This is a genomic window from Buttiauxella agrestis, from assembly GCF_900446255.1.
Classification (GTDB): Bacteria; Pseudomonadota; Gammaproteobacteria; order Enterobacterales; family Enterobacteriaceae; genus Buttiauxella; species Buttiauxella agrestis.
On sequence record NZ_UIGI01000001.1, the window covers coordinates 3,050,400 to 3,075,559 of the forward strand.

22 protein-coding genes are annotated in these 25,160 nt (G+C 51.2%); 14 read left to right on the forward strand and 8 right to left on the reverse strand.

Annotation, left to right across the window (positions count from 1 at the left end):
• Window positions 1-40: 40 nt before the first annotated feature.
• Window positions 41-1,291 carry an NADP-dependent isocitrate dehydrogenase gene (gene icd, locus DY231_RS14545; protein ID WP_064518026.1) on the reverse strand — a complete coding sequence of 417 codons (1,251 nt, stop codon included), beginning with the start codon at window positions 1,289-1,291 and terminating at the stop codon, window positions 41-43.
• 134 nt (window positions 1,292-1,425) lie between these two features.
• On the opposite strand from icd, the gene rluE reads away from it, so the two are divergent.
• Window positions 1,426-2,058 (forward strand): 23S rRNA pseudouridine(2457) synthase RluE, encoded by a 633-nt coding sequence (gene rluE, locus DY231_RS14550; protein WP_115629399.1) that lies wholly within the window; start codon window positions 1,426-1,428, stop codon window positions 2,056-2,058.
• Here the strand turns inward: rluE and DY231_RS14555 are convergent.
• Window positions 2,053-2,550 (reverse strand): methylglyoxal synthase, encoded by a 498-nt coding sequence (locus DY231_RS14555; protein ID WP_115629401.1) that lies wholly within the window; start codon window positions 2,548-2,550, stop codon window positions 2,053-2,055. The genes rluE and DY231_RS14555 overlap by 6 nt on opposite strands.
• A gap of 117 nt (window positions 2,551-2,667) precedes the next feature.
• Here DY231_RS14555 and DY231_RS14560 point away from each other — a divergent pair, with 117 nt between their 5' ends.
• The 7 genes from DY231_RS14560 to DY231_RS14590 all read left to right on the forward strand — a co-directional run bounded on the left by DY231_RS14560 (window position 2,668) and on the right by DY231_RS14590 (window position 9,804).
• Window positions 2,668-3,117 (forward strand): NUDIX hydrolase, encoded by a 450-nt coding sequence (locus DY231_RS14560; RefSeq protein WP_115629404.1) that lies wholly within the window; start codon window positions 2,668-2,670, stop codon window positions 3,115-3,117.
• 66 nt (window positions 3,118-3,183) lie between these two features.
• The gene (gene mnmA / locus DY231_RS14565; RefSeq protein ID WP_115629406.1) at window positions 3,184-4,296 is read left to right on the forward strand and encodes a tRNA 2-thiouridine(34) synthase MnmA; all 1,113 of its coding nucleotides are present in this window, start codon (window positions 3,184-3,186) and stop codon (window positions 4,294-4,296) included.
• A gap of 36 nt (window positions 4,297-4,332) precedes the next feature.
• Entirely contained in the window at window positions 4,333-4,962 is a 630-nt protein-coding gene (hflD, locus tag DY231_RS14570) for a high frequency lysogenization protein HflD (RefSeq protein WP_034494689.1), read from the forward strand.
• 20 nt (window positions 4,963-4,982) lie between these two features.
• Window positions 4,983-6,353, forward strand: coding sequence for an adenylosuccinate lyase (gene purB / locus DY231_RS14575; RefSeq protein ID WP_034494687.1), 1,371 nt, complete (start codon window positions 4,983-4,985; stop codon window positions 6,351-6,353).
• A 123-nt stretch (window positions 6,354-6,476) separates the two neighbouring features.
• Window positions 6,477-7,148, forward strand: a complete 672-nt coding sequence (gene phoP / locus DY231_RS14580) for a two-component system response regulator PhoP (protein ID WP_115629409.1) — start codon at window positions 6,477-6,479, stop codon at window positions 7,146-7,148.
• Window positions 7,149-7,150: 2 nt separating this feature from the next.
• Complete coding sequence (gene phoQ / locus DY231_RS14585) at window positions 7,151-8,611, forward strand: two-component system sensor histidine kinase PhoQ (RefSeq protein WP_115629412.1); 1,461 nt, start codon at window positions 7,151-7,153, stop codon at window positions 8,609-8,611.
• Window positions 8,612-8,682: 71 nt separating this feature from the next.
• Window positions 8,683-9,804 carry a ribosomal protein uL16 3-hydroxylase gene (locus tag DY231_RS14590; RefSeq protein ID WP_115629414.1) on the forward strand — a complete coding sequence of 374 codons (1,122 nt, stop codon included), beginning with the start codon at window positions 8,683-8,685 and terminating at the stop codon, window positions 9,802-9,804.
• Window positions 9,805-9,841: 37 nt separating this feature from the next.
• Here the strand turns inward: DY231_RS14590 and pepT are convergent, their stop codons facing one another.
• A complete protein-coding gene (gene pepT, locus DY231_RS14595; protein ID WP_115629417.1) occupies window positions 9,842-11,068 on the reverse strand; it encodes a peptidase T in 1,227 nt (408 codons plus the stop codon).
• Window positions 11,069-11,334: 266 nt separating this feature from the next.
• Here pepT and potA point away from each other — a divergent pair, with 266 nt between their 5' ends.
• Genes potA through potD form a run of 4 tightly spaced genes read left to right on the forward strand, consistent with a single transcriptional unit; the run spans window position 11,335 to window position 15,136 of the window.
• Window positions 11,335-12,471 (forward strand): spermidine/putrescine ABC transporter ATP-binding protein PotA, encoded by a 1,137-nt coding sequence (gene potA, locus DY231_RS14600; RefSeq protein ID WP_115629419.1) that lies wholly within the window; start codon window positions 11,335-11,337, stop codon window positions 12,469-12,471.
• Window positions 12,455-13,312 (forward strand): spermidine/putrescine ABC transporter permease PotB, encoded by an 858-nt coding sequence (potB, locus tag DY231_RS14605; protein WP_115629422.1) that lies wholly within the window; start codon window positions 12,455-12,457, stop codon window positions 13,310-13,312. The genes potA and potB overlap by 17 nt, the downstream gene beginning before the upstream one ends.
• Window positions 13,309-14,088, forward strand: coding sequence for a spermidine/putrescine ABC transporter permease PotC (gene potC, locus DY231_RS14610; protein WP_115629425.1), 780 nt, complete (start codon window positions 13,309-13,311; stop codon window positions 14,086-14,088). Before potB ends, potC begins: the two co-directional genes overlap by 4 nt.
• A gap of 1 nt (window position 14,089) precedes the next feature.
• Complete coding sequence (potD, locus tag DY231_RS14615) at window positions 14,090-15,136, forward strand: spermidine/putrescine ABC transporter substrate-binding protein PotD (protein WP_115629428.1); 1,047 nt, start codon at window positions 14,090-14,092, stop codon at window positions 15,134-15,136.
• A 56-nt stretch (window positions 15,137-15,192) separates the two neighbouring features.
• On the opposite strand, the gene cobB is transcribed toward potD, so the two are convergent.
• The 5 genes from cobB to lolC are packed head-to-tail and all read right to left on the reverse strand — an operon-like array spanning window position 15,193 to window position 20,113.
• Window positions 15,193-16,017, reverse strand: coding sequence for a Sir2 family NAD+-dependent deacetylase (cobB, locus tag DY231_RS14620; protein WP_115629430.1), 825 nt, complete (start codon window positions 16,015-16,017; stop codon window positions 15,193-15,195).
• 3 nt (window positions 16,018-16,020) lie between these two features.
• Window positions 16,021-16,932 carry an N-acetylglucosamine kinase gene (gene nagK, locus DY231_RS14625; protein ID WP_115629433.1) on the reverse strand — a complete coding sequence of 304 codons (912 nt, stop codon included), beginning with the start codon at window positions 16,930-16,932 and terminating at the stop codon, window positions 16,021-16,023.
• Between the two features lie 40 nt (window positions 16,933-16,972).
• Window positions 16,973-18,217, reverse strand: coding sequence for a lipoprotein-releasing ABC transporter permease subunit LolE (lolE, locus tag DY231_RS14630; protein ID WP_115629436.1), 1,245 nt, complete (start codon window positions 18,215-18,217; stop codon window positions 16,973-16,975).
• Window positions 18,217-18,921, reverse strand: a complete 705-nt coding sequence (gene lolD / locus DY231_RS14635) for a lipoprotein-releasing ABC transporter ATP-binding protein LolD (RefSeq protein WP_115629439.1) — start codon at window positions 18,919-18,921, stop codon at window positions 18,217-18,219. Before lolD ends, lolE begins: the two co-directional genes overlap by 1 nt.
• Complete coding sequence (gene lolC, locus DY231_RS14640; protein WP_115629441.1) at window positions 18,914-20,113, reverse strand: lipoprotein-releasing ABC transporter permease subunit LolC; 1,200 nt, start codon at window positions 20,111-20,113, stop codon at window positions 18,914-18,916. Before lolC ends, lolD begins: the two co-directional genes overlap by 8 nt.
• A gap of 301 nt (window positions 20,114-20,414) precedes the next feature.
• Between lolC and DY231_RS14645 the strand changes: the two genes are divergently transcribed.
• Both DY231_RS14645 and mfd read left to right on the forward strand, forming a co-directional pair.
• Window positions 20,415-21,488, forward strand: coding sequence for an acyltransferase family protein (locus tag DY231_RS14645; protein ID WP_115629444.1), 1,074 nt, complete (start codon window positions 20,415-20,417; stop codon window positions 21,486-21,488).
• Window positions 21,489-21,639: 151 nt separating this feature from the next.
• Window positions 21,640-25,086: a transcription-repair coupling factor gene (gene mfd, locus DY231_RS14650; protein WP_115629447.1), complete on the forward strand. Its 3,447-nt coding sequence runs from the start codon at window positions 21,640-21,642 to the stop codon at window positions 25,084-25,086.
• Window positions 25,087-25,160 lie beyond the last annotated feature (74 nt).

The window sequence follows — 25,160 nt, forward strand, 5'->3', positions numbered from 1 at the left end:
GAGCCATTGGCTCCCCTTTTATCATTAGCGAGTTCGCTAATTACATATGTTCGATCATTGCGTCGCCAAACTCTGAACATTTCAGCAACTTAGCGCCTTCCATCAGGCGTTCGAAATCGTAAGTTACGGTTTTCGCGTTAATCGCGCCTTCCATACCTTTAACAATTAAGTCAGCCGCTTCGAACCATTCCATATGACGCAACATCATTTCAGCAGACAGAATAATAGAACCTGGGTTCACTTTATCCTGGCCTGCATATTTTGGTGCGGTGCCGTGGGTGGCTTCGAACAGTGCACATTCGTCACCGATGTTAGCGCCTGGTGCGATACCGATACCGCCAACCTGAGCTGCCAGCGCGTCGGAGATGTAGTCACCGTTCAGGTTCATACAAGCAATAACATCGTATTCAGCAGGACGCAGCAGGATCTGTTGCAGGAATGCATCAGCAATCACGTCTTTAACGATAATCTCTTTGCCGGTGTTAGGGTTCTTCAGTTTCACCCATGGGCCGCCATCGATCAGCTCGCCGCCGAACTCTTCACGCGCTAATTGATAGCCCCAGTCTTTGAAAGCACCTTCGGTGAATTTCATGATGTTGCCTTTGTGTACCAGGGTCACGGAATCACGGTCGTTAGTGATTGCGTATTCGATGGCTGCACGAACCAGGCGTTTGGTGCCTTCTTCAGAGCACGGCTTGATGCCGATACCGCAATGTTCAGGGAAGCGAATTTTCGTCACGCCCATTTCATCACGCAGGAATTTGATGACTTTTTCAGCTTCAGCGCTGTCAGCCTTCCACTCGATGCCCGCATAAATATCTTCTGAGTTTTCACGGAAGATAACCATGTTGGTCAGTTCTGGGTGTTTAACCGGGCTTGGCGTGCCCTGGTAGTAACGCACCGGACGCAGGCACACGTACAGGTCAAGCTGCTGACGCAGCGCAACGTTCAGGGAACGAATACCGCCGCCAACTGGAGTGGTCAGTGGGCCTTTAATTGCCACGCGGTAATCACGAATCAGGTCCAGAGTTTCTTCTGGCAGCCAGACATCCTGGCCATAAAGTTGGGTAGATTTTTCGCCGGTATAGATTTCCATCCAGGAAATTTTCCGCTCGCCTTTGTAGGCCTTCTGCACGGCGGCATCAACCACTTTGATCATAGCTGGCGTCACGTCCACACCGATACCATCACCTTCAATGAAAGGAATGATTGGGTTGTGAGGAACATTCAGTTTGCCATCTTGCAGGGTGATCTTTTTACCTTCCGCCGGAACAACTACTTTGCTTTCCATTAACCTTCTCCTTCGAGCGATTCTTTTTGTTAATGATTTGTAATGTGCGTGTCAATACTACTTGAATATCAGGCCCGCGCCAATCACTGGTGATTTCCGTTATAATGCGTTAATACCTAACGTCTGAAAACACTATGAATAAAACTTCTTTTAGAAATCACCAAGTTGAACGATTCAGCACACGACGCCCTGCCAAAAAAAAGCGCCCGGACGGACCGAAGCGGCTGGTTATCTTCAATAAACCCTACGATGTGCTACCGCAGTTCACCGACGAATCTGGCCGCAGCACGCTGAAAGATTACATACCGTTACAAGGAATTTACGCGGCGGGCCGTCTGGATCGCGACAGCGAAGGCCTGCTGGTGTTAACCAATGACGGCGCTTTACAGGCGCTACTCACCCAACCGGGCAAACGTACCGGGAAAGTCTATTTTGTGCAGGTTGAAGGTGCAGTAACAGCAGAAGCGCTGGAATCTCTGCGTAGCGGCGTCACCCTAAACGATGGCCCTACTCTGCCCGCAGGAGCTGAACTGGTTGACGAGCCTGCATGGATTTGGGCGCGTAACCCGCCGATTCGTGAACGCAAGGCGATTCCTACCAGCTGGTTGAAAATCACCTTGTACGAAGGGCGTAACCGCCAGGTAAGGCGTATGACGGCGCATGTGGGTTATCCAACTCTACGCCTGATTCGTTATGCAATGGGGACACTGGAACTGAGCGATTTGGCACCGGGCGAATGGCGCGAAATCCCGATTGAGACCTTATAAAAGGTTCTGAGTATTGACGCCGTGTTGTGTGACGTGTGAAACGCGACTGCTGAGGAACGCGTCACTATCAGGCACGGTGATTTCCAGCGCTTGCTCAAATAGAGAAGAGTTAATCAAGAAATTGGCGCTACAAGCGTTGCTGGCAATAGGGATGTTCCATGCCGTTGCCAGCCGCATCAGGGCTTTTACATCGGAGTGATGTGGCACCGCACTAAGCGGATCCCAGAAGAAAACCAGCACATCAATCTGACCTGACGCAATCAAATACCCTAGCTGTTGATCGCCACCTATCGAGCCACTCATCAAAGCCAGTACAGATAAACGGGTATGAGCCTGCAAGAGATTTCCGGTAGTGCCGGTTGCGTAAATAATGTGGTTGCTGAGTGTTGTCTGGTTATCAATCGCCCAGTTCAGCAGGTCGGGTTTACAAGGATCGTGAGCCACTAAAGCGATACGTTTCTGTTGCGGCATAATACGCGTGGTAAGCTGCATGATGGTACCCTCGTGATGATTTAAAAAATCTCACTTAGTATAGGTCACAAGAAAAAAGTGTGATCCAGATCATTTATTGATAATGATAGGTATCATTCAGCTAACCGAGAGAAACTTATGTTTAAACCGCACGTTACTGTCGCCTGCGTGGTTCAGGCACAGGGGAAATTTTTGGTTGTTGAAGAAACAATCAATGGCAAAGCCTTATGGAATCAGCCTGCCGGGCATCTGGAAGCCGACGAAACGCTGGTTGAAGCCGCTCAACGTGAATTGTATGAAGAAACGGGTATTTGCGCGCAGCCGCAAACATTCATCCGTTTGCATCAATGGATTGCGCCAGATAATACGCCGTTCCTGCGTTTCTTATTCTGTATCGATCTTGAAGAACAACTTCCCACCACTCCGCATGATAGCGACATCGATCGCTGCTTATGGTTGGATGCACAACAAATTGTTAACGCAGGAAATTTACGCTCGCCATTAGTGGCGGAAAGTATTCGCTGCTATCAGCGTGCTGAACGTTATCCGCTCAGTATGATCGGCGCATTTAACTGGCCGTTGAGTTAGGGGTGCCAGGCCCGGTGATGCGTGATAGAATACGCCGCCTTTAAGTTCAATGTCGTGAGTTACTCCATGTCTGATAACAGCCAGAAAAAAGTGATCGTCGGGATGTCCGGCGGGGTCGATTCCTCCGTTTCCGCTTACCTGTTGCAACAACAAGGTTACAAGGTGGAAGGCCTGTTCATGAAGAACTGGGAAGAGGACGATGGCGAGGAGTATTGCACCGCAGCGGCTGATTTAGCCGATGCACAAGCCGTTTGTGATAAGCTCGGCATTGAACTGCACACCGTAAACTTTGCCGCAGAATACTGGGATAACGTGTTTGAACACTTCCTGGAAGAGTACAAAGCCGGGCGCACACCGAACCCGGACATTCTGTGCAACAAAGAAATCAAATTTAAAGCCTTCCTCGAATTTGCCGCCGAAGATTTAGGTGCCGATTACATCGCTACCGGTCACTACGTGCGTCGCGAAGACGTGGACGGTAAAAGCCGCCTGCTTCGTGGTTTAGACAGCAATAAAGATCAAAGCTACTTCCTCTACACACTCGGCCATGAGCAAATCGCGCAAAGTCTGTTCCCGGTTGGCGAATTAGAAAAACCGGAAGTGCGCCGCATCGCCGAAGAGTTAGATTTGATCACCGCGAAGAAAAAAGACTCCACCGGTATCTGCTTTATCGGCGAGCGCAAATTCCGCGAATTCCTGGGCCGCTACCTTCCTGCACAGCCGGGTATCATCGTTACTGTTGATGGCGAAACCATTGGTGAACACCAGGGGTTGATGTACCACACACTCGGCCAACGTAAAGGTCTGGGCATCGGTGGCACCAAAGAAGGTAGCGAAGATCCCTGGTATGTGGTCGATAAAGATGTTGAGAACAACATCCTGGTTGTGGCTCAAGGTAGTGAGCATCCACGTTTGATGTCCGTTGGCTTAATTGCGCAGCAACTGCATTGGGTTGACCGCGAAACGTTGACCGAACCGCTGAAATGCACAGTGAAAACGCGTTATCGCCAGACCGATCTTCCTTGCACTATCACGCCGTTGGATGCAGATCGCATTGAAGTGCGTTTTGATGAGCCCGTTGCCGCCGTCACTCCAGGCCAGTCTGCCGTGTTCTACCTCGGTGAAGTGTGCCTCGGTGGTGGTGTTATTGAGCAGCGTCTGCCGCTCGTAACTGAATAAAATAAAGTTTAATCGCAAACAAGGACGAATAACCTGGTGGCTAAAAATTACTATGACATCACTATCGCGCTGGCAGGGATATGCCAGTCTGCTCGTCTGGTTCAGCAATTGGCGCATCAGGGGCATTGCGATAACGAGGCGCTGCATGTCTCGTTAAATAGCGTTATTGATCAAAATCCAGGTTCCACGCTGGACGTTTTCGGTGGCAATGAAGCCAACCTGAAATTGGGTCTGGAAACCTTGCTGGGTGTATTGAACGCCAGTAATCGTCAGGGTCTGAACGCTGAATTAACGCGTTATACCTTAAGCCTGATGGTTCTTGAGCGTAAACTTTACGCCAACAAAGGTGCGATGGATAAACTCGGGTCGAGCATCGCCGGTTTGCAGCGTCAATTGGAACATTTTGACCTTGAGTCCGAAACGTTACTTAGCGCTATGGCCGGGATTTATGTTGATGTGATTAGCCCGCTAGGCCCACGTATTCAGGTCACAGGCTCCCCTGCCGTGCTGCAAAGCCCGCAGGTGCAAAGCAAAGTCCGTGCCTCGTTGTTAGCCGGTATCCGCGCCGCCGTATTGTGGCACCAGGTTGGCGGTGGCCGCCTGCAGTTAATGTTTTCTCGTAGTCGCCTGTGTGCTCAGGCCAAACAAATTCTTGCTCAATGTTAACCTCTCTGGAGTTGTAACTTATGGAATTATCCTCACTGACCGCCGTTTCCCCAATTGATGGACGTTACGGCGACAAAGTCAGCGCTCTGCGCGCTATTTTCAGCGAATTTGGTCTGCTGAAATTCCGCGTACAAGTCGAAGTACGTTGGCTACAAAAACTGGCCACGCACACAGCGATCAAGGAAGTTCCGGCTTTTGACGCAAACGCAAACGATTACTTGGATAAAATTGTCGCTGAGTTCAGTGAAGAAGATGCTGCACGCATCAAAACCATTGAGCGCACCACTAACCACGACGTAAAAGCGGTTGAATACTTCCTGAAAGAAAAAGTGGCGGCGGTTCCTGCCCTGCATGCGGTGAATGAATTTATTCACTTCGCCTGTACTTCAGAAGATATCAACAACTTGTCTCATGCGTTGATGCTGCAAACCGCACGTAAAGACGTGGTGCTGCCGTACTGGCGTAAAGTCATCGACGCGGTGAAAGACCTGTCGGTTCAGTACCGTGATATTCCTCTACTTTCCCGTACCCACGGTCAGCCTGCCACCCCGTCAACGATGGGTAAAGAAATGGCAAACGTGGCTTACCGTATGGAGCGCCAGTTCCGTCAGCTAGAGAAAGTAGACATTCTGGGCAAAATCAACGGTGCGGTGGGTAACTACAACGCCCACATGGTAGCTTACCCGGAAGTTGACTGGCACCAGTTCAGCGAAGAGTTCGTGACTTCATTGGGCATTCAGTGGAACCCGTACACCACGCAAATAGAACCACACGATTACATCGCTGAACTGTTCGACTGCATCGCTCGCTTCAACACTATTCTTATCGATTTCGATCGTGACGTGTGGGGTTACATCGCGCTGAACCACTTCAAGCAGAAAACTATCGCAGGCGAGATCGGCTCTTCTACCATGCCGCATAAAGTGAACCCAATCGACTTCGAAAACTCCGAAGGCAACCTGGGCTTGTCTAACGCAATGCTGCAACATCTGGCGAGCAAACTGCCTGTTTCCCGCTGGCAGCGCGACCTGACTGACTCCACCGTGCTGCGTAACTTGGGCGTGGGTATTGGCTATGCACTGATCGCCTACCAGTCCACACTGAAAGGCGTGAGCAAACTGGAAGTCAACCGTGACCGTCTGCTGGCGGAACTGGATCTCAACTGGGAAGTCCTGGCTGAACCTATCCAGACCGTGATGCGCCGCTACGGCATCGAAAAACCTTACGAAAAGCTGAAAGAGCTGACTCGCGGTAAGCGTGTAGATGCTGAAGGCATGAAACAGTTTATCGACAGCCTTGAGCTGCCAGAAGATGAGAAAACTCGTCTGAAAGAGATGACGCCAGCTAACTATATTGGCCGCGCCATCACTATGGTTGACGAGTTGAAGTAACACCTGAACGCCACCCGCTGCGGTGGCGTTTTTACATTCCCGCCTGGTTTACTCACGGTTTATGCCCCCTGGCTGATAATTAGCGTTAAACTATCAATGCCATCTATTTACTGGGAAAATCGAATGCGTGTACTCGTTGTGGAAGATAATGCCCTGTTACGCCACCATCTCCAGGTTCAGTTGCGTGAAGCCGGTCATCAGGTTGATGCTGCGGAAGATGCCAAAGAAGCCGACTATTTCCTGAATGAACACACTCCCGATATTGCCATTGTTGATTTGGGCCTGCCTGACGAAGACGGCCTGAGTCTTATCCGTCGCTGGCGCAGCCATGATATCACCTTGCCTATCCTGGTTTTGACTGCACGTGAAGGCTGGCAGGATAAAGTCGAAGTGCTGGGCGCGGGCGCTGATGATTACGTGACTAAACCGTTTCATCTTGAAGAAGTTGTCGCTCGTATGCAGGTATTGATGCGCCGCAACAGCGGCCTGGCGTCACAGGTTATTTCCCTACCCCCTTTCCAGGTCGATTTATCCCGCCGCGAGCTGCTTATCAACGACAATCAGATTAAGCTCACCGCCTTTGAATACACCATCATGGAAACGCTGATTCGTAACAATGGCAAAGTGGTCAGCAAAGATTCATTAATGCTCCAGCTTTATCCCGATGCCGAACTGCGTGAAAGCCACACCATTGATGTTTTAATGGGCCGTTTGCGTAAAAAAATTCTGGCTGAATATCCCCATGAAGCTATCACCACAGTGCGTGGTCAGGGCTACCGCCTCGATCTGCGTTAACCATGAAATTCTTCGGCCGTATTTTACCGTTATCACTTCGCGTTCGCTTTTTACTGGCGACTGCCGTGGTAGTCATGGTGCTGTCACTGGCCTACGGTGTCGTGGCATTAGTGGGCTACAGCATCAGTGTTGATAAAACCTCTTTCCGTTTACTGCGCGGTGAGAGCAATCTTTTTTATACATTTGCCAGCGTTGAAAATGGCCATGTGGAAGTGGTTCTGCCAGACAACCTGAATCTGAAAACGCCGACCATGGCACTTATCTATGACGATAAAGGTAACTTGCTCTGGACCCAGCACAATGTGCCGCTTATCGTGCAGCAAATTAAAAAAGAGTGGCTCACCAGTAACGGTTTTCACGAGCTTGAAGCAAACTTCGATACCACCCACGCTTTGCTGGCAAACGATGAAAAGCTACAGACTGAGCTAAAAAATTTTTATGACGATGACTATAGTGATGATGTCACTCACTCCGTCGCGGTCAATAAATACCCTGCCATGGGGAAAATGCCTGCTCTAACCATTGTGGTTGTGGACACAATTCCGCTCGAATTAAAACGCCAGTACACAGTACTGAGCATGTTTGCCTGTGTATTCATCGCCAACTTATTGTTAGTCATACCGTTGCTTTGGTTTGCCGCACGCTGGAGCCTGCGCCCCATTGAAGCCCTGGCCCGAGAAGTACGCGAACTGGAAAAACATGACCGCGACGCATTAAACCCGGAAACGACACGTGAGCTAACCAGCCTCGTGCAAAACCTCAACCGGCTGTTGCGAACCGAACGTGACCGTTACCAAAAATATCGCACCACCCTCACCGATCTCACACACAGCCTGAAAACACCACTCGCCGTATTGCAAAGCACGCTGCGATCGTTACGCACCAACAAGCTGGATATTGAGAACGCAGAGCCGGTGATGCTTGAGCAAATTAGCCGTATTTCTCAGCAAATTGGCTACTATCTGCATCGCGCCAGCATGCGTGGTGACAACGCACTGATTAGTCGCGAACTTCATCCCGTCGCCCCGTTGCTCGACAGTCTTTGTTCCGCGTTAAATAAGGTTTATCAACGCAAAGGCGTGAATATCACGCTCGATATTTCCCCGGAAATCACCTTTGTGGGCGAGAAAAATGACTTTATGGAAGTCATGGGCAACGTGCTGGATAACGCCTGCAAATACTGTCTTGAATTTGTTGAGATTTCCGGCCGCCAACTGGACGACACGCTGCATTTATTTGTCGATGACGACGGGCCGGGGATCCCGGAGAGTAAACGGGCGCTGGTATTTGACCGCGGGCAACGCGCCGATACCTTGCGGCCCGGTCAGGGCGTGGGTTTATCGATCGCTCGGGAAATCGTCGAACAGTATGATGGTCAAATCAAGGCCTCGGGCTGCGAGCTGGGTGGCACGCGCATGGAAGTGATTTTTGCGCGCCAGCGTCCAGACCGAGAAGAAGATTGAAAATACTCCCGTAACCGGCAGCACCATCCGTTATAATCCTCGGCAGGCTCCTTCACCTGCCGGATAATAATATGGACTATCAACTCGACCTAAATTGGCCCGATTTCATCGCGAACTACTGGCAAAAACGCCCGGTGGTTCTAAAACGTGGCTTCAAAAACTTCATCGACCCTATCTCCCCGGATGAACTCGCAGGCCTTGCCATGGAAAACGAGGTGGACAGCCGCCTGGTCAGCCATAACGAAGGCAGATGGCAAGTCAGCCACGGTCCATTCCAGAGCTATGATCACCTGGGCGAAAACAACTGGTCTTTACTGGTTCAGGCCGTTAACCACTGGCATGAACAAAGCGCACGCTTAATGCGCCCCTTCCGCGCACTACCGGACTGGCGAATTGACGATCTGATGATCTCTTTCTCGGTACCGGGCGGCGGCGTTGGCCCGCATTACGACCAGTACGACGTATTTATCATTCAGGGTGTTGGCCGCCGTCGCTGGCGTGTTGGGGAAAAAGTCGCCCTGAAACAGCACTGTCCGCATCCTGATTTGCTGCAAGTTGAACCGTTCGACGCCATCATCGACGAAGAGATGGAGCCGGGTGATATTCTCTATATCCCGCCTGGTTTCCCGCACGAAGGCTACTCGCTGGAAAACTCGATGAACTACTCTGTCGGTTTCCGCGCCCCAAGTGGCCGCGAGCTGATCAGTGGTTTTGCCGATTACGTGCTGCAACGTGAACTGGGCAGCCAGCGTTATACCGACCCTGATGTGCCTGTGCGCCAGCATCCTGCGGATGTTCTGCCGCAAGAGATGGATACATTACGCGAAATGATGCTGGATCTTATCAACCAGCCTGAACACTTCAAAACCTGGTTCGGTGAGTTTGTTTCCCAATCACGCCACGAACTTGACGTCGCTCCGCCAGAACCGCCGTATCAACCTGATGAGATTTACGACGCCCTGAAACAGGGTGATGCCATTACTCGCCTGGGTGGCTTACGCGTGCTGCGTATTGCCGATGAGATTTACGTTAACGGCGAAAAAATTGACAGCCCGCATCGCCCGGCTCTTGAAGCACTGGCGAGCAACATCACACTGAAAGCAGAAATGTTTGGTGATGCGCTGGAAGACCCGTCGTTCCTGGCCATGCTGGCCGCACTGGTTAACAGCGGTTACTGGTACTTCGAGGATTAATAAGTTGTTGCGGGTGGCACATTTGCCACCCGCATTTTTAACTCCGCTTCGCCGTCAGCTCCGCAATCCTGACAATCACCGCCACCGCTTTCTCCATCCCTTCCAGCGTCACAAACTCGTGTTTGCCGTGGTAGTTATAGCCGCCGGTGAACAGATTCGGGCAAGGCAAACCTTTGAATGACAGCTGCGCGCCATCGGTACCGCCGCGAATCGGTTTCATGATGGGCTCGATATCACAATCACGCATCGCCTGTTGCGCCACTTCGATAATGTATGGGTGTTCGGCGACTTTCTCGCGCATGTTGTAATAGCTATCGTCGATAATCAGCTCGATATAGCAATCCGGGTGCAGGCCCTTGCCCACTTTTTTGGCGATATCCATCATCTTGCGCTTACGAGCTTCAAACTGTTCGCGGTCAAAATCACGAATGATGTAGTGCATTTCAGCGCGATCAACTGAACCTTTTATGCCGTGAAGATGATAAAAACCTTCGTAGCCTTCAGTGCATTCAGGGCTTTCGTTGGCCGGTACTTCGGCATGAATACGTGCAGCGAGTGACAGCGCATTAACCATCACCCCTTTTGCAGACCCTGGGTGAACATTGTTGCCGACAATTTTAATGGTCACAGACGCCGCATTGAAGTTTTCGCACTCCAGTTCACCGACGCCGCCGCCATCAACGGTGTAGGCCCAGCGTGCATCAAAGGCTTCTACATCAAAGTGTTTCGCGCCTTTACCGACTTCTTCATCAGGAGTGAAAGCAACGCGGATATCGCCGTGGGGGATGTTTTTCTCTTTGAGCACCGTCATCGCCGTCATAATTTCGGCGATACCGGCTTTATCATCCGCGCCGAGCAGCGTTTTACCATCGGTGGTAATCAGGGTTTGCCCAAGCAATTGATGCAAAACAGGGAACATCACCGGAGAGAGCACTTCATCGCCGATACCCAACGCAATGTCGCCACCGCGATAATTTTCGACAATCTGCGGATTCACATTTTTACCTGTGAAATCAGGTGCGGTATCGACGTGGGAAATGAAACCAATGGCCGGGACTTTTTTATCGACGTTGGAAGGAAGTGTGCCCATCACGGTACCATGATCGCCCAGAGTCACATTCACCAAACCCATCTCTTCCATTTGCTCTTTCAGCAATCGCAACAACTTCCACTGCCCTTCTGTGCTCGGAACTTGTTTTACGCCCGGCTTGGACTGCGTATCCAAAGAGACATAATGTAAGAAACGCTCAAGTAATTTATCCATGTCGCTACCCTCAATTTTTGTGACTTCATTATCAGTAAGCCACAAATGCAAATATTGCGTTAGGTCACTTTTAGCCTGCCAGAGTTAAAAATAGTCGTGAATTGGGGAACTGTTGCCTGTCGGTATTCAAATCCAGGCCACACTAAGGTATCAAGGATTGGCGATTTCAATGCTTTGCCGTAGAATGCCTGCCCTTACTTAACGTGCAAAACCGCAAGGTGGTTACTCACAAACCCCGCATCAGCCCGCAATTTGATGCGTCTTATATGGGACAGCGTAAAAAATTGAATAAACAGCAACGTTCGCTTTCACCGCTGGTAGAACTGGCGGGAGTAGGTAAGAGCTTTGATGGCAAAACCGTAATTTCTGATTTATCTCTCACCATCAATCATGGTGAATTCCTGACACTCCTGGGTCCTTCTGGCTGTGGGAAAACCACCGTACTGCGCCTAATCGCCGGACTGGAAAGCGTGGATTCTGGCAATATTATTCTTGATAACCAGGATATTACGCAGCTTCCCGCTGAACATCGCCACGTCAATACCGTCTTCCAGAGCTATGCTCTGTTTCCTCATATGTCCGTTTTTGAAAACGTCGCGTTCGGTTTAAGAATGCAGAAAACGCCTGACGCGCAGATAACGCCGCGCGTGACTGAAGCGTTAAAAATGGTGCAGTTAGAGGAATTTGCCCAACGTAAACCGCATCAGCTTTCTGGCGGCCAGCAGCAGCGTGTGGCCATTGCGCGGGCGGTGGTCAATAAACCGCGATTACTACTGCTTGATGAGTCGCTTTCTGCGCTCGACTACAAATTGCGCAAGCAAATGCAGAACGAACTTAAAGCCCTCCAGCGTAAACTCGGCATTACCTTCGTATTCGTCACTCACGACCAGGAAGAAGCGTTGACCATGTCCGACAGGATTGTGGTGATGCGCGATGGTCGTATTGAGCAAGACGGCACGCCGCGCGAAATTTACGAAGAACCTAAAAACCTGTTCGTGGCGAGCTTTATCGGTGAAATCAATATCTTTGATGCGATCGTTATTGAACGTGTTGATGAACAGCGCGTGCTGGCGAGCGTCGAAGGCCGCGAGTGCCATATTTACGCAAGCATGCCGGTTACGACAGGTCAGCATCTGAAAGTGCTGCTGCGCCCGGAAGATTTACGCGTTGAAGAAATCAACGATACTCATGTGGCAGAGGGTTTAATCGGTTATGTGCGGGAGCGTAACTACAAAGGCATGACGCTGGAATCTAATGTCGAGCTGGAAAACGGCAAAATGGTGATGGTCAGCGAATTCTTCAACGAAGACGACCCTGATTTTGACCACACTCTCGACCAGAAAATGTCGATTAACTGGGTTGAAAGTTGGGAGGTCGTGCTGGCAGATGAAGAGCTCGCGTAAATTCCAGAACCTTGTGATCGCCACTATTGTCGGTTGGCTGGTACTGTTCGTGTTCCTGCCCAATCTGATGATCATCGGCACCAGTTTCCTGACGCGTGATGACGCTAATTTCGTCAGCATGGTTTTCACGCTGGATAACTACACCCGGCTTGCAGACCCTTTGTACGCGCAGGTTTTGCTACACTCGCTAAATATGGCGGTGATTGCCACCCTCGCCTGCCTGGTTCTGGGCTATCCGTTTGCGTGGTTCCTCGCGCGTTTACCCGAACGGGTGCGCCCGTTGCTGCTGTTTTTACTGATTGTCCCCTTCTGGACCAACTCGTTAATTCGCATTTATGGACTGAAAATCTTTCTCAGCACCAAAGGGTATATGAATGCGTTTTTGTTGTGGCTGGGGGTGATTGATACGCCTATTCGTATTATGTACACCGAAAGCGCCGTCATTCTTGGCCTTGTGTATATCCTGCTGCCATTTATGGTAATGCCGCTGTACTCGAGCATTGAAAAGCTTGATAAGCCGCTACTGGAAGCGGCGCGGGATTTAGGGGCCAGCAAACTTCAGACCTTTATCCGCATTATTATTCCGCTCACCATGCCGGGCATTATTGCCGGATGCTTATTAGTGATGCTGCCCGCGATGGGACTGTTTTACGTCTCCGACTTAATGGGCGGTGCGAAAAACCTGCTGATTGGCAACGTGATTAAGAGCCAGTTCCTGAACATCCGCGACTGGCCGTTTGGGGCGGCCACCAGCATTACTCTCACGCTGGTAATGGGCCTGATGCTGCTGATTTACTGGCGTACCGCCAGCTTGTTGAATAAAAAGGTGGAATTAGAATGATAGGTCGCCTGCTTCGTGGCGGCTTTATGACCGCTATCTACGCGTATCTGTATATTCCCATCATCATTTTGATCGTTAACTCGTTTAACAGTTCGCGTTTCGGCATTAACTGGCAGGGCTTTACCGGAAAGTGGTACTGCTTGCTGATGAATAACGACAGCCTGCTACAGGCCGCACAGCATTCACTGACTATGGCGGTGTTTTCTGCCACCGCAGCAACGCTGATTGGTTCGCTGACCGCTGTGGCACTGTATCGCTACCGTTTTCGTGGCAAGCCGTTCGTCAGCGGTATGCTATTTGTGGTGATGATGTCGCCCGATATCGTGATGGCGATTTCACTGCTGGTGCTGTTTATGCTGCTCGGGGTTTCGCTCGGCTTCTGGTCGTTGTTATTCTCACACATCACCTTCTGTCTGCCGTTTGTGGTCGTTACCGTCTATTCGCGGCTGAAAGGCTTTGATGTGCGCATGTTAGAAGCGGCGAAAGATCTGGGTGCCAGTGAATTAACTATTCTGCGCAAGATCCTGCTGCCACTCGCGATGCCTGCCGTCGCCGCAGGCTGGTTGCTCAGTTTTACGCTCTCGATGGACGACGTGGTGGTTTCATCTTTTGTGACCGGCCCAAGTTATGAAATTTTACCGTTGAAGATTTACTCAATGGTGAAGGTAGGTGTTTCGCCAGAGGTGAACGCACTTGCCACCATTTTGTTAGTACTCTCGCTGGTCCTGGTCATTGCCAGTCAGCTTATTCTTCGTGATAAAACCAGGGGACATTAAAATGACTAAATGGCCACGCCACCTGCTAGCTGCAGGCGTTCTGACGCTCGGTATGGGCACTGCACATGCCGACGACAGCAAAACTCTCTACTTCTATAACTGGACCGAGTACGTGCCGCCAGGCCTGCTTGAACAGTTCACCAAAGAAACCGGCATTAAAGTGATTTATTCGACTTACGAATCGAATGAAACCATGTATGCCAAGCTCAAAACGTATAAAGACGGTGCCTATGATTTAGTGGTGCCATCAACTTACTTTGTGGCGAAAATGCGCAAAGAAGGCATGATCCAGAAGATCGATAAAAGCAAACTGAGCAATTTCAAAAACCTCGATCCTGAAATGCTTAATAAGCCCTTTGACCCGAATAACGATTACTCCATTCCCTACATCTGGGGTGCGACAGCCATTGGTGTAAACAGTGATGCTATCGACCCGAAAACTGTCACCAGTTGGGCTGATTTATGGAAGCCGGAGTACAAACAAAGCCTGCTGCTGACCGATGATGCGCGCGAAGTGTTCCAGGTCGCGCTGCGTAAGCTCGGTTATTCCGGCAACACGACTGATCCGAAAGAGATTGAAGCGGCTTATCACGAACTTCAAAAGCTGATGCCAAACGTGGCGGCATTCAACTCAGATAACCCAGCCAACCCGTATATGGAAGGCGAAGTGAATCTCGGTATGGTGTGGAATGGCTCGGCGTATGTTGCCCGCCAGGCAGGCACGCCGCTGGAAATTGTCTGGCCGAAAGAAGGTGGGATTTTCTGGATGGATAACTTGTCTATTCCGGCAAATGCCAAAAACGTGGACGGTGCGTTGAAACTAATTAACTTCCTGTTGCGCCCGGAAATTGCAAAACAGGTCGCGGAAACTATCGGCTACCCGACGCCAAACCTTGAAGCACGCAAATTGCTGCCAAAAGAAGTTTCCGGTGATAAGACGCTTTATCCAGATGAAGCCGTGCTGAAAAATGGTGAGTGGCAAAACGATGTCGGCGACGCCAGTACGATTTATGAGAATTATTATCAGAAATTGAAAGCGGGACGCTGAGTTTAGCGTTGATGTATCCCCTCTCCTTCAAGGAGAGGGTTAGGGTGAGGATGGTTTTAAGACAGACCTTTCAACAACCGTTCCACATACTCCGGCACCACTTCGCTGGCTAAACCGTAGAATTTCTCCTCGAACTCACTCCCAACCTGGCTTGGTTCAAGATTTAGCTCAACGGTATGTGCACCTTGCAAACGGGCTTCGTGCACGAACCCGGCAGCCGGGTAAACATGGCCTGATGTGCCGATGGCAATAAAGTAATCGGCTGTCGCCAGCGCCTGGTAAATCTCATCCATACCGAGCGGCATTTCGCCAAACCACACCACATGCGGGCGCAAAGGTGAGGAAAGTTGGCAGCAGTGGCAGCGGTCTTGCGAAGTAATATCCGTTTTCCACTCCAGCACTTGTCCGCTATGCACACAGCGAACTTTTAGCAGCTCACCATGCATATGGATAATATTTTTATTCCCGGCGCGTTCATGCAGATTATCAATATTTTGCGTCACCAACAGAAAGTGATCGCCCAGTTCTTCTTCAAGGCGAGCCAGCGCCAGATGAGCGGCGTTAGGCTTAATTTCTGCCTGCTGGAGTTGCTGGCGACGCGCATTATAAAATGCCTGCACCAGTTCCGGGTCACGAGCAAAACCCTCTGGCGTCGCCACATCTTCTACCCGATGTTCTTCCCACAAGCCATCGGTGGCGCGGAAAGTTCTAATCCCTGACTCGGCGGAAATCCCCGCCCCGGTCAGTACCACAACTCGAGGTTTTTCCATCGCTTCGGGTCCAGGACTGTCTCTGAAAAAAGCACGCTGACGTAAGCGCTGGCGGAGCAATCGTTTGGTTTTGCGAAACCGGCTTAACCGATGTTGACGACGCGATAGCATAATTTACTCCGTGAGATGGAGGAAAGCCGCACCACGCATACCGCCAGCATCGCCATGGCGTGCAGGTTCAATGCGAGGGACTTTTGCCACAGGTAATAAATACTTAGGCAAACGCTCAGGCAGTTGCTGGTACATCTCAGTAAAGTTAGACAACCCACCGCCAATGACCACCAGATGCGCGTCAATGGCGGTCAGCAAGCTGCCGAGGCAACAGGCCAACAGCTCAACAAAACGGTCAACGTGGGCAATCGCTTTATCATCACCCGCACGATAGCGGGCAACGATTTCTTTGGGTTCCAGTGGTTCAGAGTAGAAGTGTTGGTAAACCCATGCAAATCCACGGCCTGAAAGATAGTTTTCGATACAGCCATGCTGGCCGCAACCGCAGCGTGTCAGGGGGATGTCACGGCCCAGCACATTCAGCGCATCAACTGGCAAACGGGTATGGCCAAATTCGCCAGTAATGTAATTACGCCCGGTGATCGATTTACCGTTAACGATAATTCCGCCACCGACGCCAGTGCCGAGAATCAGCCCCATCACCAGCGGGTACTCGCGGAACTCATCATCCCAGGCTTCAGAGAGCGCGAAACAGTTAGCGTCGTTATCCATACGCACTTCACGCCCAAGCATTGCGCTCAAGTCAGCCTGCACCGGTTTGCCACTGGCAGCGGGAACATTTGCTGCATACAACGTGCCATCGTCCGTGACTGGCATGCCAGGGATACCGATACCAACCGAACCTTTGGTACCGAAACGACTATCCGCTTCTTCAACCATGGAAACGATAGCCGCCAGGAAGTTCTCGTAACTGTCGTGTGGAGTGGGTACACGAGTTTCCCACTGTAACTGGCGTTCCGTGTCATAAACCCCAAGAGCCATTTTCGTGCCGCCAATGTCGAATCCGTAATACATCGCTTCGCTGCTCCCCAATACCGCATTATCAATTAATTAATTATTGCCCGCTTAATACTCGTGCTGGGTCGATATTACTGGCTCGGCGAGCTGGATACCAACTGGCGAGTAAACTCAGTAACAACGCTGTGATCAAGACATAAAATACGTCCAGCCAATGAAGTTCTGATGGCAGGAAATCAATAAAGTAGATATCGCCGGACAGGAACTGGTGGCCGATGAGCTTTTCAATCACACGAATGATGTTGGTCAATTGCCATGAAGCCAGTACGCCGACAATCACGCCGCTCACGCTACCAAATAGCCCCGCCAGCAAGCCATACCAGACGAAAATCGCGCGGATCAAACCGTCTTTTGCCCCAAGCGTACGCAACACCGCAATGTCGCTACTCTTGTCTTTCACCGCCATCACCAGCGTGGATACGATGTTAAAACAGGCCACGCCAATCACCAGCACCATCGCCAGATACATGATGGCGCGAATCATTTGAATGTCGCGGTACATATAGCCGTAAGTGCCAATCCAGCTTTTGATATAAACGTATGCGTTAGTGACTTCACCCGCATCGCGCACCAGTTGGTTAGCATTAAAGACATCGTGAACCTTAATGGCGATACCCGTGACGCTGTCGCCCATGTCTAAATAACTCTGGGCGTCCGCCATTGGCACCATAGCAAAGCTATGATCGAGCTGCCCGCTGAGGGCCAGAATGCCTTCAACCTGGAGGCGAACACGCTTCGGCTGCAACAGTTTAGTGCCGCCATCGCTATTCGGGATCATGATGGAGATCCAGTCGCCCTGCTTCACTTTCAGGGCATCGGCCACACCTTTACCGATAATGATTTGTTGCTGCCCGGCTTTAAAGTTCTGCCACGCATTGTTTTGCACATATTGCGGTAACGCGCTCAGATGAGCTTCCTGAGCAGGATCAACACCCTTCACCTGAATGGCACGCAGATTAGGTCCGCTTTCCACCAGCCCCGTAAAGTTGATGTACGGTGCTGCGGCGGCAATGCCCTTCACTTTCTCAATGCGTTGTAAAACACCGCTCCAGTCGTGGAATGGCTGATTCACCGGCTCAATTTCGCCGTGCGGAACCACCGCCAGAATGCGATTATTCAGCTCACGCTCAAAGCCGTTCATCGCACTCAGGCCGACAATCAACACCGCCACACCGAGCGCGATGCCTAACGTTGAAATCACAGATATCAGTGACACCATGCCGCTGCGGCGACGCCCGCGGCTGAAACGTAAACCAATCAGCAGTGACAGTGGCGATGCCATTAATCGGCTCCCATCAAAGTCAGCTCATGACTCAGGCGACCATCTTGCATTTCTAACTGACGAGACATGCGCTTAGCCAGTTTCAGGTCGTGAGTGACCACTAAAAACGCGGTTCCCTGACGCACATTCAGCTCGCCCAATAACTCGAAGATGCTGTCAGCGTTACGCGCATCAAGATTACCGGTTGGCTCATCTGCCAGCACCAGGCGCGGGTTATTCACCAGCGCACGGGCAATCGCCACACGCTGACGCTCGCCGCCCGAAAGCTCAGACGGACGGTGATTACTACGGTGATCAAGCCCTACCGCTTTAAGCATTTCCAGCGCGCGTTGCTTAGTATCATCGGTATTGTTTTTACCGATTAGCAGCGGCATGGCGACGTTTTCCATCGCCGTGAAATCTGGCAGCAAATGGTGGAACTGGTAGATAAAGCCCAGTTCGCGGTTACGCAGTTCGGCTTTAGCGGAAGACGACATAGAACTCATCGCCTTACCGTTGAAAATCACATCGCCAGAAGTGGGTGTATCCAACCCGCCCAGCAGATGCAGCAAAGTACTTTTGCCAGAGCCGGAGCTGCCGACAATCGCCATTAACTCGCCGGTATTAATACTGAAGCTGACATCATGCAATACGTCCGTTTGCACTTTGCCTTCCTGATAGCGTTTGCACAGCTTGTCACACTGCAACAGGACAGAATTACTCATAACGTAAAGCCTCAGCGGGAAGTGTCGCGGCAGCGCGCCACGACGGGTAAAGCGTGGATAACAGTGCGACAGCCATAGCAATAATCGCAATCACAATAACTTGTACAGGGTCGATAGCGACGGGCAGCGCGGCGCCATCCAGCAACGCGCCAATAATCGGCATCAAATTGTTCAGCTGGCTGGCAAGCAAAGCGCCTAATAATGCGCCCAACAAAGCGCCAATCACACCTGCGCTCGCCCCTTGCACCATAAACACCGCCATGATTTGGCGACGTGTTAATCCCTGGGTCTGAAGAATGGCGACTTCGCCCTGCTTTTCCATTACCAGCAGGCCAAGAGAGGTGATGATGTTAAATGCAGCGACGGCCACAATCAGGCTTAACAGCAGGCCCATCATGTTTTTCTCCATGCGCACGGCCTGGAACAACTCGCCTTTACGTTCGCGCCAGTCCTTCCATTCGGTGCCCGGCGGCAACGTTTGTTGGCTTAAAACGTCTACTTTCAGCGGTTCAGCCAGCCACAAACGCCAGCCGGTGATATTGCCTGCCGGGTAGCGCATCAGACGCGAGGCATCCTGCTGGTTCACCAGCATCTGATAGCCGTCGACTTCGCTGCTGGCCGCGAAAGTCCCGATGACCGTAAACAGACGCTGGCTTGGCAAACGGCCCATCGGCGTGAACTGGCTCGCTGACGGCACCATGACGCGGATACTGTCACCGCGTTTAATACCCAGTTGCCCGGCAAGTTGTTCACCGAGAATGATGTTGTATTTCCCGGCGACCAGGTCAGTTTGTTTCACGTTCACCAGGAACGGCGAAAGGGGATCTTTTTCTTCAGGTTTCACGCCCAACATCACGCCGACCGCGACACTGCGCGCGCTTTGTAGCACCACATCGCCAGTGGTCACGGGCGCAATACGCGTGACACCTTCAAGTTTGAGATCTTTAGCAGGGAGAGTTTCTGGGTTAATCGAGCCGCCAGGCGAAGTGATGATCGCTTGTGGCATTAGCCCAAGAATGTTGTTTTGCAGCTCACGCTCGAAGCCGTTCATCACGGAAAGCACCGTCACCAGCGCCATTACGCCAAGCGTAATGCCGATAGTCGACAGCCATGAGACGAAACGACCGAAACGGTCAGATGCTCGCCCACGCATGTAGCGCAGGCCTATAAATAACGCGACAGGTTGATACATGTATTCCGTCTTGTTGCAGTTGCGGATGCAAAGTTGGCGAGAAGTATATAAGCGATACCGTATCAAGTAAATGAAACGTAACGTTTTTTTGATATTTCAGAACATGCGAAATCCCTGTTAAATCAAACTCATAACATCTTGTTTTCGAAGTCAAAGCTGCGATAAAACGGAGATAAATTGTTCCTGCGGAATTTCCTAAATGCGCCAGATTCTTACAAAAACAGACAATTCAGGTAAAAAAATGTCGGGCAATCTTCCACCCTGAAGGCCAATACAGGGCAACAGAAGAAACTACGGGCGCATGAAAAACAAACAATTGTGGATAAATCATATCAAAGGGCTGTGCATTTGCCTGGTCGTCATTTACCACTCAGTAATCACCTTTTATCCCCACCTGGTTCAGTTCCAGAGCGGGCTCCCGGAATACATCGCTAAGAGCTGGATTTACCTTAACTTGTATCTGGCGCCCTTCCGGATGCCGGTGTTCTTCTTTATTTCAGGCTTTTTGATAACCCGTTATATCGACGCAGTGCAATGGCGTGATTGTGTTGATAAGCGCCTGTGGAATATCTTTTATGTTCTGCTGTTGTGGGGCGTCTTGCAGTGGCTGGGAATTTCGTTAATCAACCAGTGGCTGGCGCCGGATCTGGTACGCAACCCGACCTCTAACGCAGCCTATTCAGAAACCTTGATCCAGTTTGCCACCAGCATGGCGAAAGCCAGCACCAGCCTTTGGTATCTTTATGCGTTAGTGCTTTATTTCCTGGTGTTCAAAAGCCTGCGTCAATTCAGAGTCCCGGTCATTTTGATGTTGCTGGCCGTGAACGTCGTGATTAGCTTTGCGCCACTACCCTGGTGGGGCATGAACAGCGTGGTACGTAATATGTGTTATTACGGGCTGGGAGCGTGGTTCGGTACGCAATTAATGACGGCAATGAAAGAATTTAATCTTCGTCAGCATCCCCTGATTTGTGCCGCTGCCGCACTGGTTTCAGTGGCGTTGTATCTGGTCAATGTCCCACTCGTGATTTCGCTAGTCTCGATTTTTGTCATCATGAAGCTGTTTTATCTGCTCGATAACTGGCGTGAAAGCCGTACCGATGCATTCCTTAATATCGTCGGCACCAATACGATTGCTATCTACACCACTCACCGCATCGTTATCGAAGCACTCAGTTTGTTCACCCTTGGGCAGATTAGCGCCGGACGAATTTCCGATAACCTCTTGCTCGCCATTCTGATGGTTTACCCGTTTGTCAGCCTGGCGATTTGCACGGTATTAGGGTTAGGTTTCAGGAAATTATCGCGTGCTGCGTTTGGTGACATGTTCTTTTCACCGCCAGCTAAATTAGTGCCCGCAACGCAGGCGCGTTAAGTCACACTCTGTGGACGATGAATCCCAGGTTGCGGTGCGATTGTGTTGCTAATACAAAACGATCGCGGATAATAATAAGCAACTTCTTGACGCGTCTGGTGGTCATTTGCCCACAAAGCACGGCGCAACCTGAGAGATTCTGACATCCGATATGCCTGAAAATTATCGCTACTCCTTACCTGTAAAAGCTGGCGATCAGCGCCAGCTTGGTGAACTCACCGGCTCTGCGTGCGCGACTGAAGTTGCCGAAATCACTGAGCGCCATAATGGCCCGGTGGTGTTGATCGCCCCTGATATGCAGAATGCGCTGCGTCTGCATGACGAAATCAGCCAGTTTACGGAAAGCATGGTGATGAATCTTGCCGACTGGGAAACCCTGCCTTACGACAGTTTCTCGCCGCATCAGGAAATCATCTCTTCACGTTTATCAACACTATATCAGCTACCAACCATGCAGCGCGGCGTGTTAATCCTGCCGGTGAATACTCTGATGCAACGCGTGTGTCCACACAGCTATTTACACGGACACGCGTTAGTGATGAAGAAAGGCCAGCGTTTGTCGCGTGATAACCTGCGCAGCCAGCTGGAACAAGCCGGTTATCGCAGCGTTGATCAGGTCATGGAGCACGGTGAATTTGCGACCCGTGGCGCATTGTTGGATTTGTATCCGATGGGCAGCGACCAGCCCTATCGCATCGACTTTTTCGATGATGAAATCGACAGCCTGCGCGTTTTTGACGTAGATACGCAGCGCACGCTCGAAGAAGTCGACGCCATTAACCTGCTCCCTGCGCACGAATTCCCGACCGATAAATCCGCCATCGAGCTGTTCCGCAGCCAGTGGCGCGACAAGTTTGATGTGAAGCGCGAGCCTGAACATATTTACCAGCAGGTCAGTAAAGGCATGCTCCCGGCGGGGATTGAATACTGGCAGCCGCTGTTCTTCAGCGAACCATTACCGCCACTTTTTAGCTATTTCCCAAAAAACACGCTGCTGATTAATACCGGTGATATCGAAACCAACGCCGAGCGTTTCTGGCAGGATACGTTTGCCCGTTTCGAGAATCGTGGCGTTGACCCAATGCGCCCGCTGCTTCCGCCAGAAAGCCTGTGGTTACGCGTTGACGAACTGTTCAGCGAACTAAAAAACTGGCCGCGCATTCAGCTCAAAACGGAATCGTTAGCCGACAAAGCTGCGTTTACCAACCTGGGTTATCACGCCCTACCCGATCTATCCGTTCAGGCGCAGCAAAAAGCGCCGCTCGATAACCTGCGTAAATTCCTTGAATCTTTCGATGGCCCCGTCGTATTTTCCGTCGAAAGTGAAGGCCGCCGTGAGGCATTAGGCGAACTGTTAGCGCGAATTAAAGTTGCCCCGAAACGTATTTATCGGCTCGATGAAGCGGCCGATAAAGGCCGTTATTTAATGCTGGGTTCCAGCGAACATGGTTTTATCGACACGCTGCGCAACCGGGCGCTAGTTTGTGAAAGTGACCTGCTGGGAGAGCGCGTCAGCCGCCGCCGTCAGGACAGCCGTCGCACTATTAACCCGGATACGTTGATTCGCAACCTGGCCGAGTTGCATACCGGGCAGCCTGTTGTGCACCTCGAGCATGGCGTCGGGCGATATGCCGGCCTCACCACTCTTGAAGCGGGCGGTATTACAGCTGAATACCTGATGCTGACCTACGCAGGGGACGCCAAACTTTATGTCCCTGTTTCGTCGCTCCATTTAATTAGCCGTTATGCGGGTGGTGCCGAAGAAAATGCACCATTGCATAAGCTCGGCAGCGATGCCTGGTCGCGCGCGCGTCAAAAAGCGGCTGAGAAAGTGCGCGATGTGGCGGCAGAACTGCTGGATATTTACGCTCAACGTGCCGCCAAACAAGGCTTCGCCTTCAAGCATGACCGTGAACAGTACCAAATGTTCTGCGATGCTTTCCCGTTTGAAACCACACCGGACCAGGCGCAGGCCATCAACGCGGTATTAAGCGACATGTGCCAGCCCTTGGCCATGGACCGCCTGGTATGTGGCGACGTCGGCTTTGGTAAAACCGAAGTTGCGATGCGTGCCGCTTTCCTCGCGGTGGAAAACAACAAACAAGTTGCGGTACTCGTGCCAACGACGCTGCTGGCCCAACAGCACCTCGACAACTTCCGTGACCGTTTTGCTAACTGGCCGGTGCGTATCGAAATGCTGTCGCGTTTTCGTACCGCTAAAGAGCAAGCGCAAATTCTGGAAGAGGCGCGTGAAGGGAAAGTCGACATTCTTATCGGCACCCATAAGCTGCTGCAAAATGATGTGAAGATGAAAGATCTCGGCCTGCTGATCGTCGATGAAGAGCACCGTTTTGGTGTGCGCCATAAAGAGCGTATCAAGGCGATGCGTGCCGATGTGGATATTCTGACGCTGACCGCCACCCCGATTCCACGAACCTTGAATATGGCGATGAGTGGAATGCGCGATTTATCGATTATCGCTACTCCGCCAGCCCGCCGTCTGGCAGTGAAAACCTTCGTGCGTGAATACGACAGCCTGGTGGTTCGCGAAGCCATCCTGCGCGAAGTGCTGCGTGGCGGCCAGGTTTACTATCTTTACAATGATGTTGAAAACATCCAGAAAGCGGCAGACAAACTCGCGGAATTGGTTCCGGAAGCGCGAATCACCATCGGTCACGGCCAAATGCGCGAGCGTGAACTGGAACGGGTGATGAACGATTTCCACCACCAGCGTTTTAACGTGCTGGTGTGCACCACGATTATCGAAACCGGTATCGATATTCCGACAGCCAACACCATTATCATTGAACGTGCAGACCATTTCGGCCTCGCGCAGCTGCACCAGCTCCGTGGCCGCGTTGGGCGTTCGCATCACCAGGCTTATGCGTGGCTGCTGACGCCTCACCCGAAAGCCATGACCACCGATGCGCAAAAGCGCCTCGAAGCTATCGCTTCTCTCGAAGATTTAGGGGCGGGTTTTGCGCTGGCAACACACGACCTGGAAATCCGAGGTGCAGGTGAATTGCTTGGTGAAGGCCAAAGCGGCTCAATGGAAACAATCGGCTTTTCTCTGTATATGGAAATGCTGGAAAACGCGGTCGATGCGCTCAAAGAAGGTCGCGAGCCATCGCTTGAAGATTTGACCAGCAGCCAGACCGAAGTCGAATTGCGCATGCCTGCCCTGCTGCCAGATGATTTTATCCCGGATGTGAATACGCGCCTGTCGTTTTATAAGCGCATTGCCAGCGCCAAAACGGCACATGAGCTTGACGAGTTAAAAGTCGAACTGATTGACCGCTTTGGATTGCTACCGGATCCGGCGCGTAATCTGTTGGATATCGCGGCATTGCGTCAGCAAGCTCAGAAACTGGGTGTGCGCAAAATCGAAGGCAATGAAAAAGGCGGGGTGATTGAGTTTGCCGAGAAGAACAATGTTAATCCGGTTTGGCTGATTGGCTTATTGCAAAAGCAACCGCAGCATTACCGCCTGGATGGACCAACGCGTCTTAAATTTATTGAAGATCTCGCCGATCGCAAAGCGCGAATGGAATGGGTGCGTAACTTTATGCATCAATTAGCCCAGAACGCAGCAGCTTGATTCAAACCTTAATTTGCTTAACGTGCCTTAGTTTCCCCTAAGGCACTTTGTAACATTTACACATTCTTTTCAAA